This is a genomic window from Desulfobacter vibrioformis DSM 8776, from assembly GCF_000745975.1.
GTDB classification, from domain to species: Bacteria; Desulfobacterota; Desulfobacteria; order Desulfobacterales; family Desulfobacteraceae; genus Desulfobacter; species Desulfobacter vibrioformis.
This window is the reverse complement of sequence record NZ_JQKJ01000008.1, coordinates 155,022-169,705: the sequence shown is the minus strand read 5'-3', so window position 1 is coordinate 169,705 and position 14,684 is coordinate 155,022. Positions and strand designations below refer to the sequence as shown.

At 44.7% G+C, this 14,684-nt stretch carries 10 protein-coding genes, 1 pseudogene and 1 riboswitch; of the genes and pseudogenes, 3 read left to right on the top strand and 8 right to left on the bottom strand.

The features are described 5' to 3' along the window. Positions 1-115 precede the first annotated feature (115 nt). The 8 genes and pseudogenes from Q366_RS06710 to Q366_RS06665 form a co-directional block, all read right to left on the bottom strand. Positions 116-532, bottom strand: coding sequence for a GNAT family N-acetyltransferase (locus Q366_RS06710; protein WP_035237459.1), 417 nt, complete (start codon positions 530-532; stop codon positions 116-118). 1,480 nt (positions 533-2,012) lie between these two features. Then, positions 2,013-2,399, bottom strand: a complete 387-nt coding sequence (locus Q366_RS06700; RefSeq protein ID WP_035237457.1) for a type II toxin-antitoxin system VapC family toxin — start codon at positions 2,397-2,399, stop codon at positions 2,013-2,015. A gap of 2 nt (positions 2,400-2,401) precedes the next feature. After that, positions 2,402-2,635 (bottom strand): ribbon-helix-helix domain-containing protein, encoded by a 234-nt coding sequence (locus Q366_RS06695; RefSeq protein ID WP_035237456.1) that lies wholly within the window; start codon positions 2,633-2,635, stop codon positions 2,402-2,404. 1,145 nt (positions 2,636-3,780) lie between these two features. Then, positions 3,781-4,815, bottom strand: a complete 1,035-nt coding sequence (locus Q366_RS06690) for a hypothetical protein (protein WP_035237455.1) — start codon at positions 4,813-4,815, stop codon at positions 3,781-3,783. A gap of 335 nt (positions 4,816-5,150) precedes the next feature. After that, positions 5,151-5,870, bottom strand: coding sequence for a hypothetical protein (locus Q366_RS06685; protein WP_156968127.1), 720 nt, complete (start codon positions 5,868-5,870; stop codon positions 5,151-5,153). A gap of 50 nt (positions 5,871-5,920) precedes the next feature. Continuing rightward, positions 5,921-7,333 carry a transposase gene (locus Q366_RS06680; RefSeq protein ID WP_035237453.1) on the bottom strand — a complete coding sequence of 471 codons (1,413 nt, stop codon included), beginning with the start codon at positions 7,331-7,333 and terminating at the stop codon, positions 5,921-5,923. 860 nt (positions 7,334-8,193) lie between these two features. Continuing rightward, positions 8,194-9,426, bottom strand: a pseudogene (locus tag Q366_RS21920) (IS91 family transposase). Positions 9,427-9,790: 364 nt separating this feature from the next. Then, positions 9,791-10,390 (bottom strand): hypothetical protein, encoded by a 600-nt coding sequence (locus tag Q366_RS06665; protein WP_035237451.1) that lies wholly within the window; start codon positions 10,388-10,390, stop codon positions 9,791-9,793. Between the two features lie 223 nt (positions 10,391-10,613). Beyond that, positions 10,614-10,778: riboswitch (FMN riboswitch) on the top strand. Between the two features lie 145 nt (positions 10,779-10,923). On the opposite strand from Q366_RS06665, the gene ribB reads away from it, so the two are divergent. From ribB to Q366_RS06650, 3 genes are all read left to right on the top strand, one after another. Continuing rightward, positions 10,924-11,580, top strand: coding sequence for a 3,4-dihydroxy-2-butanone-4-phosphate synthase (ribB, locus tag Q366_RS06660; RefSeq protein ID WP_035237450.1), 657 nt, complete (start codon positions 10,924-10,926; stop codon positions 11,578-11,580). Positions 11,581-11,893: 313 nt separating this feature from the next. Further along, positions 11,894-12,448, top strand: coding sequence for a recombinase family protein (locus tag Q366_RS06655; protein ID WP_035237449.1), 555 nt, complete (start codon positions 11,894-11,896; stop codon positions 12,446-12,448). A gap of 215 nt (positions 12,449-12,663) precedes the next feature. Beyond that, positions 12,664-14,589 (top strand): bifunctional acetyl-CoA hydrolase/transferase family protein/GNAT family N-acetyltransferase, encoded by a 1,926-nt coding sequence (locus tag Q366_RS06650; RefSeq protein ID WP_035237448.1) that lies wholly within the window; start codon positions 12,664-12,666, stop codon positions 14,587-14,589. Positions 14,590-14,684: the final 95 nt, after the last annotated feature.

Here is a 14,684-nt window from a genome sequence, read left to right as displayed (position 1 = left end):
AAAAAGATATTTTCATATATATGGAAAACCCGGCTCATTTTGGCCGGGCTTGTTCAACAATCGGATAAGATCGTGGTTCGTTCCTCACACGATCTATCCTTATTCGTTCGGCAAATTATTCAGTGAATTTTTTCGTTGCTTGTGGAGTTGTAAACATAGCCATTCCTGTTTTCATAGCTCCAAACCCAAGTTTTTTATAAAAGCCTTCCATGCCAGGAGTTGCATAAAGAATGATATTACAGTTTGGAAGTTGATCTAAGATAGTTTGAATTATGACCTTTCCAATTCCCTTTCCTTGGGCTTCGGGCAAAACCGCAACATCATAAATTGCACCCTGATATTCACCATCAGATATAGCTCTTCCGAAACCGATCAGCCGTGATTCTTCATAAATGAAAACGGTAGTATGACTGGCTTCAAAAGCTCTCTTATGAACTTTTGGTTCATGGTAAGCCATTCCGACTTTTTTTAGTGAATCAGCTATCGCTTGCCAATTAATTCCAGAGCAATCCGTTTTTATTTTTAGTTCCATCTTTTATGTCCGAACGGGGAACTGAGGGGCCAGGCTTTTGAACCCCAAAAGCTCCGATAAAAAGATACATTTTCCTGAACCAGGTACTTCCGAAAGGCCGCGTAGTAAGCCTGGTCCCTCTCCAGCGTTTTGTGTGTGCCGGGCACGGCACGTGTTCTTAAAAGAGAGTCAAATGTAGTGGATTTCTAAACATTTGGCAAGTCTTAGACCCAGCCAGATGGAGACGAAGGGTGTAGCGGTAGTGCAACGGGGTACCGGTGACGGTGCTTCGGAAGGAAGCCGCCTTGCCGAGGCAAGGTACCGCGAAGGTACGGGATGACGTACAGAAATCGGATGTGAGGCGCACATACCGGGACGAGTCTGAACAACAAGATAAAGTCCTCTATCCATTGCAGGGTATGTCCGTAAATCCGGCATTCACGTACTGAAAGACACGTGTTTACCCCGGGAGATCTCCCATGTGCCATGTGCCAAATAGCTGAGGGGGGGGGGCAACCGGCTCTGACCGCATGGGAGAAGTCAGCAGACGGCATAGTAGTCGGTGGAAACGAGCTTCACAAAAATGGAGAGGCCTCACCCGGATGAAGGCCTGAACAGTGCCCGGGCCGAATGGACCGAGTGAATGGTGGTGATGAGTAAGTGGACGGCATTTATGGGAGTAATGCGGCAGTGGCCGAAACTTCCATAGCATGCCTCGGCCTAAAACCCGATAGAATCGGTGGGATAACCTACAAGCCGATTCTATTAATACCAGCTGAACCGCCTTGGTACGTGATCCGTATGCCGGGTGGTGGTGTGCCATGAGAGCAGAAGGTTGTGCTCGAAACTGTAGGAAAGATGGAGGAAGGCCCTCCGGTGACGACTTCCAGAAGTAGTTACCAAACTACCGTGAGCTGAGTTGATTAAGAGTCAAGGTGGTGAGCGTCACGGAAAAGGCAGGACATAGAGCCTGTCAGGTATGAGATTTGGAGATGAGCGTAAGCGAACCGCTGATGACGTGTCGAAAGCATATATGGTGACATCAAAAATGGGGTTGCGCCACTGTCCCATGAGGAGTCCAAGGGAAATCTGGTTACTGCTTGGATGGTGTCCGGCATAAAGGCGGCATGAACATATCTTAGGCTTTCTTATGGAACATGGGAACCTGTCGTTCCGATGCTAAGGGAGAAATCCAAGTGGAAGCACCACAAGGATCAGAGTACCGAAGCGGAGCACAGGGGCGGAGCAGCTCGTAGTAGTGAAGAAGGTTCTGTAATGGGACTGGAGCGAAGGGGTTGCATTGTCCGGCTTGATGCGAGGGGTCAACCAGCAATGGGAGGAATTCTTTGGATCAAGCAATGCCATGTTTTATGGCTGGACAATAGGAGCCGTATGAATCGAGAGGTTCACGTACGGTTCTGAGAGGGCCTGGGGGTGAGATTCCCCTGGGCTACTCACCTGGGAGGGCTCCTCAGTGATGGGGAGTCCTATCCCGATTGGCCTAATTTTTTGTATAGGCCGGTTCTAAATTTTCAATCATCGGATAGTGTTTGATATTTAGCGTTTTCAGTTGCGCATTTTTGGAGTGACAAGTAGCGGCGATGATGGCATCTGCTAACCCTACGCCATGAGATTTGCCAAAGTCACGTTTATAAAGCCCACCAATCTTGGCAATTTCTGAATTCATTGGAATGACATCAAAAAGGGAAACAAAATTATTCAAAATCGTTAATTCTTGTTTCCCCCTTACCCCTGCATATAGTTCAGCAATCACGATTGTGGACAAAATTATTTGAGAAGCGTTGACGTTAATAAAGTCAACAGCTTGCTGATAGCCTCGTAAAAAATCAATGAGAACATCTGTATCAGGAAGGAATAGTTGCGCCATTGTTATTCCCTATCCCATTCAGGACGCATTTTTTTAAAATCGGGGATATCGGATCGATCTTTCCAGATACCAGCCGTTTCGCATAATATCTTTTTTCGCCTTTCCTGACTTGCCTGTTCAATTAAAATATCAATTGCCTCTCTGATAAGTTCGCTTTGTTTTTTCCCCTGGATTTCTGAAAGTATGGCCAATTCATTTCGCTGCTGATCCGTCAAATATATTTGAGTTCGTATCATTTTATACCCTCCACTTTAGTGTATACATTATAGTTATACATCGTGTGGGCTTTGTCAAGGCCAACGGGAGCTGAGGGGCCAGGCTTTTAAACCCCAAAAACTCCAATAAAAAGATAAATTTCCCTGAACCAGGGACTTCCAAAAGGCCGCGCAGTAAGCCTGGTCCCTCTTCCGGGTAAAGGCATCAGTTACCCGACGCCCTCCCCACAGACCCGTACGTGAAGATTTCCCTCATACGGTTCCTCGGTTCAGGCTTTTTTTACCGAGCCGTCAACCAATCAGGCGACACTCCGATTGGCGCATGACTATGCTACCCATGGGCGGCAACAGCCGCCCTAATGCACTTTACTGGAATTTGGTGATACAGTTTGTGGCCTCTGAGTGCCTCCTGTAGTTCCTCCCAGTAAAACGTCACACCCGGCTTCTCCTTACCTCCAGTGGGTTGCTTGGGCTTCACTTCCCCACCTTACCGTTCAGGTCTCGTTTCTCCCTGAACTTTGGTACTATGATCAGCTAAGACTGCCAATTGGCCGTCACGGGTTTGTTCGCTTTTAACTATCCGCCCCCGTTACCTTGAGTTGCCCGTCTTTTATGTTTGTGTCTTCGCCTGTGGCGAACTTATCTGCAGGCGGGGTCTCCATACAGATACCGGGATTTTGCCCATGGCTGGATCTCCTGATACCGTTCTTATTCTTCAGGGAACCAATTGGCTCTCCCCAGTTCCCGAGCTACCCCTTTGAGAACATGCCCTGGTCTAAGACCCCGGTGGTGACTCACAGGCTTGCCATAGCGCCTGTAAGTCTGCTGCCTTCCGCACGCCACAATACGTCGGCTTTCCCCCCTGCACGCAGGGTTTATCCTGATGGACCACAACTATACATTTTTCGGAGTTCAATACAGAGCCTGCAATCTTGTTCCATCCAGCTTCAGACTCCCGTCTCCGGTTTTGCCTGTGGATTTCACTAATGAACTGCCGGCTAAGCTTTGTTCATGTGGGACTTACACCCACTGGGTAACATTATCGAATTTCATCCTCCTATTCGGTTGAATCCCAACGATTCGGATTTATCTGGGCACGAGCAGCGTTTTGTTGTGCAAGATATTTTATGGTTAAGTGCAACGGTGCGTCCCTTTGCCTTCACTTGTTAACTTCTTGGAATCAAATTCAGGGTCTGTCTATGAAATAAACAGGGTCCATTTATCTCTTTTGTAAACGTTTGATTATCAGGATCATAAAACACCTGCACAATACCACTTTTTCTAAAAATATCTGGCGCAATTTTTTTATCCGTGAAAGGATTGTGGAGTACCACAAGTCCGTCACGTATATTTTCTTTAAAATCACCAGAAGTTGACAACTTGTGAATGGGTGGTCCACCTCCATCAGGCCACCACGATGTGGTTACAAAACGACTTAAATCGTCATTGCCAGACATGGCTTCAACCTTTCCCCATGTGGCGGTGGTACTCAGCATTATTGCACTAATATCAGAGTACTTTCCATTTTTGAATATCCCTAACTCAATCTCAGCACCATTATCTTTCGTGACGGTTCCTAAATTAACCCCTGGAGGTCCATATGGATATTTATGAGGAGCATCATTGAAAGCATCTTCATCAACGTAATAGTCGTAAAGCAAAGCCATTATTGGCACATCATATTGCATGTTAAAGTATGGTTGCTCGAATGGAGCCACTGCTATTACAAATGGTTTCCCTTTCACATGCTCCAATTTTTTATAGGATTTGTTATACTTTTCATGTTTAGATGAAATTGAATTAGCTAAGCGAACCATTGATTCGATATTCATTTTTTTGAATCGTTTTGGAACACCCTCCTCTAATTTTTTCTCCCACTCAGGAGTTTTACCCAAAGCAGCAGAAGCCGTTGTCGCCTCTATTACAAGAGACACCCCTTCACAGTTAACCGAGAAATCAGGAGCAGCATGTGTCCAGTCTAATTCAAAATCCAACTCTTTAAATAGCGCGAATAAATAAATTTCCCAAAAGGTTGAATTAAAAGTTGTTTGGAATTCAATAACCAACTTATTGTCTCTATCAGGAAAGCCTTCCGCCCACCGAGAGAGTTCTTGACGATCTTTCAGTTGAGCACTTTGAAGTATTTGAGAAAAGTTGTGATGAAGCCGTTCATCAGAAACTATTGGTGTAAATAAGTCCATATAAGCCTGAACCTTTTTAACGTTAATCAATTATGATGTGCAGACCCGTTTATCACCTATTATCCGACAGCTTGACGCTTACATTAGAAAGATCTAATGATATCAAAATCTTAAAAACAGGATCGATTTAAACGAGTACCAATTTTCTTGGAAATTGTCTGTTCCCGTTTAAAGGCCCAACGGGGAGCTGAGGGGCCAGGCTTTTGAACCCAAAAAGCTCCAATAAAAGTTTAAATTTTCCTGAACCAGGGACTCTCAAAAGGCCGCTCTGTAAGCCTGGTCCCTCTCCAGCGTTTTGTTGGGCAAAATATTCTCATTCTGCCCGTTAATACGAACTATACGGATTCTGCAACAAACCGACAATTAACCCTATCTGAGGAAAGAGGGGAATGACTGTTCCAATTCTCAATTATCTTCCTTCTGGTTCCATCTGAAAATTCCAACTGCTTTTCCCTAACCAAGTATCCATATTTTTTCAGAAACTTAGTGAGCTCGTCAAAATTATCCCACGCTGTAGGTATCAAATGCCGTTCGAAACATGCCTCCAGTACTTCTTTGTCAATTTCCATAGATTGTCTGAGTTCCAGCGCCATCGCGTCAACAATATCATTCGGAAATAATGTTGCTCCACCTTCGAACATATCAAAATACTTTTCCGACTCCTTACGTTGCACTTTAAACATTTTTTTGCTGATAAAATGGCATTTATTAAGGTTCTGCCCATGACCAAGCCAAAGAGCATATGCTTTCTGAGCATCAGGGCGCGGAAGAGCTTGAAAACCAATAGCATTGAAATCCGAGCTGCGACTATCCAACAGCGCTTTGAGATTTATAGTGTAAATAACGACTTCCCGGCTCTCATCGACTATTGGCTGATACCGCCCATCAATTTTTTCACAAAAGGCAAAGAACATAGCAACATCTTTCGATCTGCTTAGATCAATCATGGCCGTTGCAAATTCGTAGTGGGCCGCAAGCCCCTCCATATCGACTTTGAAGCAATAGCCATCAATACACCAATTCGAGAGATGCCGAATAATAGGATGTCCAGCCATAAGCTTGTACTCGATGTTCAAGTTTTTGATGATAAACTTGCCAAAAGTACTCAGCAAGAACAATATTTGGCTGATAGAGAAGGCGTCGGTTTCAATCTACCCAAAATTCTTCCGCTCATATGTTTTCCTGATGGTATAAGCTGAAAAACATCTTTAATCGCTTGGCCCATTTCCTTGAGCTTTTCACCAGGATCTTGTTGTTGCAGCAAAAATTCGAAGCATACCATTAAAACATCCATTTGAGCCCTTCGCTGTAGACTTCCCACAGTAAATGCAGGAGTTTTGTTCTCTATGCAGGCCTTCTGCTCAGGGTGAAGGAGGAGGCAATGGTCTAGCAATAGGCTCAGAATCAGGCCTCGGCTTGATCCCTCTTCGCCATATTGTTTGGCCTCTTGCCCCCATCCTTCATAAAGCTTCCAGTCTTCAAAAAAAACCTCTACAAGCCATCTCAGAGAGTATGCCTGGATAATGTCAAGTGTACGCCAACTGACATCTGTAGCTGCTAAATAACGGTAGTTTTCTTCTCCTTCATATTTCAAAGCGATCACAAAAAGCATGTTGCCGCCGTGTGCATCAACCTTCAGGCGGGCGCTGCTTACTGTTGCATTGATTTCTTTACCACCTCGTATGCGAATGGTACAAACTACCCCTTTGTTGGTTATATTAAAATAGTCCTCAATTGTTTTTTTTGTTCCTCTATGGTGGATATTCTGGTTTGACCTTAACTGGCTGATAACTTGTACTCCTCCAAAAATATCAGAGGCTCCACTCATGAATTCCTTTGAACCGTATAGCGCATCAGCCAATACACATTTGACTGTTATTTCTGGATGATATTCTTTAAATTCCTCGAGCAATAGCAGCGCCAATTCAATTTTTTTCGGGTAATCCGGATCATTCTTTGGTTTGGCAGGCCGATCACTCTTCGGAGTGCCTTTCGCTTTCATTTTTTCTTCTTCTTTGTTCCAGTCGCTAATTACTGGATCTGGCATGTAAAATTTAAAACCAACAGGCACGGTTATAGAATCTGTGACCAAAAGCAGCAAAACAATTGTTTGCCCATTAACATAACCACCGCTTGCTTTGTGTTTTTGCTTATGAACCTTGTGTATTCGTGTTGTATTCTTAGATCGGGCACGATCAGACTCATCAAGGACAAGTACCCCGCTTGTAATACCATATTTTTTTAGGATATGCCTCACGCTTACAATGAGTAATTTATCCCATGCAATCTTACCCCTATGAAACATCCAGGATAGAGCCGCTATTTTATAATCGCCCAGGCTTACCCGTTCAAATTTTGCCCAACAGACAGCGTTCACCATTAATATGCCCGTAAGACAAAAGCTGAGCCATGTTTTCTGACTAAAGGTCAACTTAGCCCCTGCTTGATGTTGATATAGAGCATTATTGAGCTCTTCAATGTATTCTTTAATAAATGATGCAGGCTTAGTTATGATCAATATGAATGGCCCTTTGGGGGTTGATTAATATTTCTTCAATACTGGTTCAATGGTTGTGATTATATTATCAAACTGCAAATTTAGCTAATCATAAAAACTTGAACATCGAGTTGTAGAATTCATATTTTTTAAGCAAATCGGTCAAATATTTTATTTGAGTCATCGGCTTTCTGAATAACGAAGGCAGACACTCCTCATAGAAATTCGGTTGCCCTCGATACAGGCGGGGTGAGAACTCTGGGCCTGGCAGCAAACTGAAATGTTTTCCATCAATTTGGACAACGAGCAAAGACTCGGTGTCCTCTGAGGTAACACATCCATACTGGTTTATCCAACAATGGTCGTCCTCAATCTCTGAAGGAAGCAACGAAGCCGCATAATGTTCAATGGTTGGAATATGCTTCCCAGGTGGCACATGTATTTCAATGTGGGAACTCAATTCGCATCTCCTTGAATAATAATTGTACGACCAAAGCCAGGACAATCCACATCGCTTTTATCTATGGAACGTTAAGTTACGCAGAAAAAAACACAGGATAAAAATTTTATACAACCAAGAGATTGCCGTGTTTTTTTCTGCTTGAACGTCTTGTTACATTACATTAACCGGATCGAAGTCTCGCAGGTGCTTGCTTGGGTAAAAGCAGGAGAATCCTTATTCTCAAACTTGGATTTAACAGCTCCAGTGATACAATTTGCCTGGTAGAGTCGAGTGTCCATTCGGATTCAACCTCCTGGTTCATCCGACCCGGTTTGAAAAAGAATCGAAAAAACCGGGAACCGGCGCTGATTGCCAATACGAGCCCCTGACAGAGCTTTGCCTATTTTGATATCGGTAATTGTTTCCAAAGTAAAGCCTTTTATGGTTCCCTTGCTTTAGCTGAAACTTGTCTGATTTCTATTTGGGGTAAGTCTTCTTTCACCACGTTGCCATGACTGTCCAACACCAGAATCGTAATCATGTTTCCCTTGCCGCAGGCCGGGCATTGACGTGCCTGCTCTTTCAGAGGCTCAGGATCTGGTGTGGCCTGGTCATTCAAAGCCTGTCGTATTACCGCTATATTCCGTCCGGCCTGCCCGTTGGCCAGAAATCCATAATATCTGATCCGGTGAAAATGTTTGGGCAGAACATGCAAAAGGAAACGGTCAATGAACTCCATCACCGGCAAAGAGGTTGTTTCCCACCTGGATCTATTCCGGGTATTTTTGAACCAGAATTCAACGGTATCATCCTTAACGGATATGATTCTGTTGTTGCTGATGGCTGTTGAGTGGGTGTATCTGCCGATGTATTTAACCACTTCGGCCGGACCTGAGAACGGTGGTTTGGAGTATACCACCCAGGCTTTGGGAACGGTATGGAACAGCCATTGCCTGAAAGCACAGGGACGGGAAAACTAAGCCAGTTCATCCGGCAGTTTTAACTCTCCCCGACCGTGGGCTGCAATCAGGCCACTCAGGAATTTGGCCCTGAATACATTGGAAAGTGCTTTAACCGGAAACAGGAATGTTGCACTGTATTTTGGCTCCACCCATTCCCCCTGGGTATTTATTCCGCCTGCGGTGACAATAAAATGGATGTGGGGATGCAGCCAGAGTCTGCCGCCCCAGGTGTGGAGAATACCGTAGAATCCGATCTTGGCTCCAAGGCGCTTGGGATTCTCTCCAAACTCCAGCAGGGTTTTTGAGGCGCTTTCAAACAGCAGGTCATACATGACCTGCCGGTTGAACCGGCACAGAGTATTGAAGATATCAGGCAGGGTAAAAACGCAGTGATGATAGGATACCGGAAGCAATTCTTCGATCCTGGCTGCCACCCATCTGCGCCGGGCGATATTGTTACAGCCTGGGCAGTGGCGATTCCGGCAGGAGTTGTATCCTTTTTCCAGATGCCCGCATGTATCGCAGATTTCCCAATGGGTGCCGAACTCTCCGCGTCGGCAGTGTTCAATATCGTACATCACCTTGTGTTGGCGGGGATGCAGATTGTGTGAATCTCTGAAGCCGGGGCCATATTCCCTGAAAATATCACCAATGGATGGGCCGGTTACCGGCTTATCGGGAAGCGGGGTATGACGGCAGAGAACCTTCATCGGTTATCGAAGCCTCGGTGTAGGAGAAAAAGGGGGGCGCTGGCTTGCAAGATTTATGACAGGCGTGGCATTTGCGCTTTTGCAAATGACATGACTGGCGTAAATCTTGCGCCAGAGCGCCCCCCTTTTTCTCCGGTAAAGCTCCTGAGGCCTGTCGGGAATACCAATGAATATTTTCATATAATTACAAATGGTTAGGGTTTTCAGATCCACAGTATGTTTAATGTAACGGGGAGCTGAGGGGCCAGGCTTTTGAACCCAAAAAGCTCCGATAAAAGTTTAAATTTTCATGAACCAGGCACTTCCGAAAGGCCGCTCTGTAAGCCTGGTCCCTCTCCAGCGTTTTGTTCGGTTTATAGTATTTTTATATTGAACTCCAAAGTGCTGAGATGTAGGCCAACTCAGCATCAATAATACCATCAATTAATGAAATCTCTACAGTTGGAGATATCAACTTCGAACGGCGAATATCGAGAACAGACATTTCTGTTGAAGGCGGGCAAGCATTACCTAAAACAGCAGCCATAAGATGTGTTATTATATCTATTCTGTTTTTTGTCAGAGGATCAGACTTAAAGTACAATTTTATCAAATGTGGGGTTCCATTTATTTCGAGCCCAAGTTCAGGATTTACCGAAATATCGACACCATGACTTGAAAAAAGATCATTTGGAGGCTCAAACCAGCTCATTTGTTTTTTTCCCCACCATTTTTTATATCCACTAATAATTGCAGGGTATGCTGTTTCTTTCTTTTTATCAGTCAAACCAGATAAAGTGGAATCAAGAATGTCCTTGTTGAGATTTTCTCTGTGGATTTCAACAATATTTTCCCGCAACCGTTTGTAAAAATCCGTAGCTGGACTATAAGCAGGCCGATTTTTGATTTGTTTAACCTTAGTTGCTTTAGGAGTCCCACTTGCAGAGATAACGTCTACAAAATCAGTTAAAGAAAGCTGTGGCATTATTCGTATCCTTATGAGTTAAAACCGAACAGTGAATTAGGCAGAATGGGCCAATATGGCAATAGGCAGATTCTGTCTATTGTTTTTCAGTGGAACGATTTGGAACAAAAATTCAATTTAATTTGGAGATTAACCTTCTCCGACAATAAAAGGCAAGAATAAAGTTTATCAATGATTTATCAGGGCTTGACTTGAAACGCTGAAAGCCTTATCTTGCAACGATTTTAATTCTCAGGGCGGGGTGCAATTCCCCACCGGCGGTAACCTGGTAATTTTAGGTCAAATTCCAGGAAAGCCCGCGAGCGCTTTGCAGCTTTGTGCGCAAAGGTCAGCAGATCTGGTGAGACTCCAGAGCCGACGGTTACAGTCCGGATGGAAGAGAATAAGCAAAAAAACAGCACCATTGCGCTTACAGCTTACTGACCGCTTTTGTCGGCAAGTACTGGTATGGCACTGGATGGTGCTATCTTGCCTTTTTATTCCCACGCCCTGATTCATGTATTAATGTATAACTATTACCAAGGAGTGAAATCATGAATCAGAATCCTTTAAAACAGTTTGGAAATTCCCAGCAGCGTTTACAAGCCGGACTTGACGCCCTTCGCCGGGGCTCAGGCGTTTTGGTGGCTGACGATGAAAACCGGGAAAATGAAGTGGATCTCATTTTCGGGGCACACAGCCTTAAAGTGGACCAGATGGCCATGCTGATCAGGGAATGCAGCGGCATTGTCTGTCTGTGCCTTCCCCAGGCAAAGGTCGCACACTTAAATCTTTTTCCAATGGTAAAAAACAACACAAGCCAGTACCAGACTGCGTTCACAGTATCCATTGAGGCGGCCAAAGATGTCACCACAGGGGTTTCTGCCCGGGACCGGGTAACAACCATTCGAGCAGCCATTGCCGATGGGGCAGTCCCGGAAGATCTCAATTGTCCCGGCCATATTTTTCCGTTACAGGCAAAACCCGGGGGCGTCCTTGAACGCGCAGGCCATACCGAGGCCACAGTTGATCTTATGACCCTGGCTGGTTTGCCCCCATACGGGGTTTTGTGTGAACTTACAAATCCCGACGGAACCATGGCCAGGCTCCCCCGAGCCGCGCAATTTGCTCTGGACAACGGTTTTACAATGCTCACAGTTGAAGATATTATAAATTACAAACTTGGGGCCCAAAGCGTTAAAGCATCATAATTCTTTCCCGGCATCGGCAAATTTTTTTTGCCTGATGCCGGGAAAACAATAGTTGCCTCACCTGTTATCGATTCTTTTTCGCCAATTCACTAAAAAATTTTGACTTTATTTATAAACCTATGTTAAATAATTTTACTATTAGATAATGTTCAATAATCCAACTGAAATTCATTCATTTAATATTCAGAGTCGTTACTCAAGTATCTAACCGTATTATTGAACTGTATTCTTACGTTAAGTTTTATTTTTCCGATACCTATCCATTTCCATGGGTAATTTTTTGCGGAATCTTAACCATACGGAGGAAACATCATTGAACGATTTTTTAAAAAATATGAGAATTTCCGGTAAAAAAGAAACAGCGGCCGGCAGGAAAAACATGGACGGCAACTACTTCCCGTCTGGAGAACGGCGTATTCCAAAGGACAGGCGCCCCTCCACCTTTAACCGGTCAAATTCCATTCCGGTAAAAGAGGCAACGAAACAGGAAATCTGGGACCTGATCCCGGTTATTGCCGAAAACACCACGCAACTGGTCAAAGAAATGGGCAGAATCGCAGCGGTAAGTGAGACGATCATGGAATCCCAAATGCGCCAGCAAAATGCCATGGCTGATTTTTTTGAATCCTTGAAAGTGCTTATCTCAAACAGAAAATATCCGGATGACATGCCCATAGCAACAGCCAGCTATACCTCGGGTACCCATTACACCAAGGATGACATCATCTCGACGATTAACAGAATGCGGGATCAGGGGGCCACATTTGCCACGATTGCTGAATATTTAAGAGATAAAGGTATTCCGACCTTTTCCGGCAGGGGGCAGTGGCATGCCCAGACCATCCACAGGCTTTTCAAACTGATTTAATTTTATTCAGCCCTTATTTAAATTAAATTATTGTACCTAAGACTTAGTTTAATGTTCACAACCGTGCAATTTTTATATATGATATCTTCCGCCTTTACATTTTTTTGTAACATCATATTTGTTTTTGAATAAGAAATAGAAAAACCGTTTTCAAGCTGGCCCGTTCTCAAGCAGACCCGTTTTCAAGCAGACAACAAATATTGGGGAGGTTGATTATGACAAAAGCCACGTACTGGGCAGATTCCTACGTAGACAAACGTTGCAGTGCCCAGGACGCCCTGAAACATATCCGGCCTGGCCAACGCGTATTTATAGGCTCTTCCTGTGCTGAACCCCAGCATCTTGTCAAAGAGCTATCCACTATTTCCGCAAGATTCACCGATCTTGAAATCGTGCGCCTGCTCAGCATTGAAAGTGGCCCGCTGACGCTTATCGCTAATGAGTCCCACTCCCAGCAGTTTAAAATCAGATCCTTTTATCTGGGCTCCTGCGGCCCCAGCATTATCAGCAAAAATCAAAGATATATTACGCCTGCGAACCTGTCCCAGATTCCGCACCTGTTCAAATCCGGGCTCATGCCGTTGAATGCGGCTCTGATCCAGGCATCGCCGCCCGATGACTTTGGGTGGATGAGTCTTGGAATCTCTGTGGATATCAATCTGTCTGCCTGCGAAACTGCTGATATTGTCATATGCCAGATTAACCCGCAAATGCCCCGGGTCCTGGGAAGAAGCTTTATCCATGTCAATGATGTTGATTTTATTGTGGAACATGAGGCCCCGCTTTTAACCATCCAGCCGCGTCCTGAACAGGAGTCGGATAATATTATTGCCAAACATATTTCACGTCTCATTGAAGACGGCTCAACCATCCAGGCAAGTCTTGGCCTAACTACCGAGGCAATTATGGTGGCGTTGTCAGACAAAAATGATATTGGGATTCACTCACAATACCTGTCAGACTCAATTATGAGCCTTTTCTCCATTGGGGTGATCACGAATAAGAAAAAAGGATTTAATAACGGAAAGCTTGTGGCCAGCGCAGCCGTGGGCTCCGCCCTGCTCTATGAATTTCTTGACGACAACCCCTCCATTGAGTTTTACCCCTCAGATTATATCAACAACCCGGGAATCATCGGCCGCCACAATAAAATGGTCACCCTGAACACGGCCATGGCCATTGATCTTACCGGCCAGGTGGCTGCCGATGCCCTGCCGTTTAACAATTACACAGGAATTAATGGCCTGCTTGATTTTACCCGGGGGGCAGCCATGTCCGAAGGTGGAAAATCCATTCTCATGATGACCTCCACCATGGATCACGGGCAAAAAAGCCGGATTGTGCCCCGTTTAACAGAACAGGCCGTGGTGGTTCCAAGGGGAGATGTTCAGTTTGTGGCAACAGAATACGGGCTGGTGAATCTTTTTGGCAAAACAATTCAGGAACGGGTCATGGCCCTGGTATCCATTGCTCATCCGGATTTCAGGGATGAATTGTTTGCCGCAGCCAAGGATATGGGTCTGATTGACAGTGACCGCAAATTTAAACAGGCCATTAAAGGCGTTTACCCGCTTAAGTATGAAGAAACCATTGTGATAAAAGATATTCCCATTACATTCAGACCGGCAAAACCGGTGGATGAGCGGTTTATCCAGGAACACTATTACACCATGAATCGTGGCGATATTGTTTCCAGGTTCTTTCATGAGAAAAAAAGTTTTGCCTATGATCAGATTGAAACCACCTATGAAATTGATTATATCAATGATCTGACCATTGTGGCGACCATCGGCGAACTGGGATTTGAAAAAATTATTGCCGTGGGCGAGTATTTCAGAAACACGATCATTAACATGGCCGAAGTTGCTTACTCCGTATCAAAAGCATACCAGGGCATGGGAATTGCCAACATCTTACAGAAAAAACTCAATCAAGCGGCCATTGACAACGGTATTAAAGGACTGATCGCCTATACCTCTCCGCATAACAAAGGCATGATCGGCCTTTTTCACAAGCAGCCATATAAAGTTACAACTGAAAGAAATGATGACATGCTTATTCTAAGCTGCGTGTTCAATGAACCGAAAGAAGACGACGACGGCGGCAAAGCTCTGGGCGACGCCATTCTGTCCATGGGTTAAAAAAATTTTAGGTTATCGACTTGTGCCTGAACAGAAACCCGTGTTTGGACGAAAAGTTGCCCAGATGCAAGGCGCATAAAAATTTAAAACCGGAG

Bases quoted from the DNA above. Each gene is read 5' to 3' on its own strand.
- Q366_RS06700 (WP_035237457.1), bottom strand. From the start codon at position 2,399: ATGGCGCAACTATTCCTTCCTGATACAGATGTTCTCATTGATTTTTTA.
- Q366_RS06690 (WP_035237455.1), bottom strand. From the start codon at position 4,815: ATGGACTTATTTACACCAATAGTTTCTGATGAACGGCTTCATCACAAC.
- Q366_RS06685 (WP_156968127.1), bottom strand. From the start codon at position 5,870: ATGGCTGGACATCCTATTATTCGGCATCTCTCGAATTGGTGTATTGAT.
- ribB (WP_035237450.1), top strand. From the start codon at position 10,924: ATGAATCAGAATCCTTTAAAACAGTTTGGAAATTCCCAGCAGCGTTTA.
- Q366_RS06665 (WP_035237451.1), bottom strand. From the start codon at position 10,390: ATGCCACAGCTTTCTTTAACTGATTTTGTAGACGTTATCTCTGCAAGT.
- Q366_RS06650 (WP_035237448.1), top strand. From the start codon at position 12,664: ATGACAAAAGCCACGTACTGGGCAGATTCCTACGTAGACAAACGTTGC.
- Q366_RS06710 (WP_035237459.1), bottom strand. From the start codon at position 532: ATGGAACTAAAAATAAAAACGGATTGCTCTGGAATTAATTGGCAAGCG.
- Q366_RS06695 (WP_035237456.1), bottom strand. From the start codon at position 2,635: ATGATACGAACTCAAATATATTTGACGGATCAGCAGCGAAATGAATTG.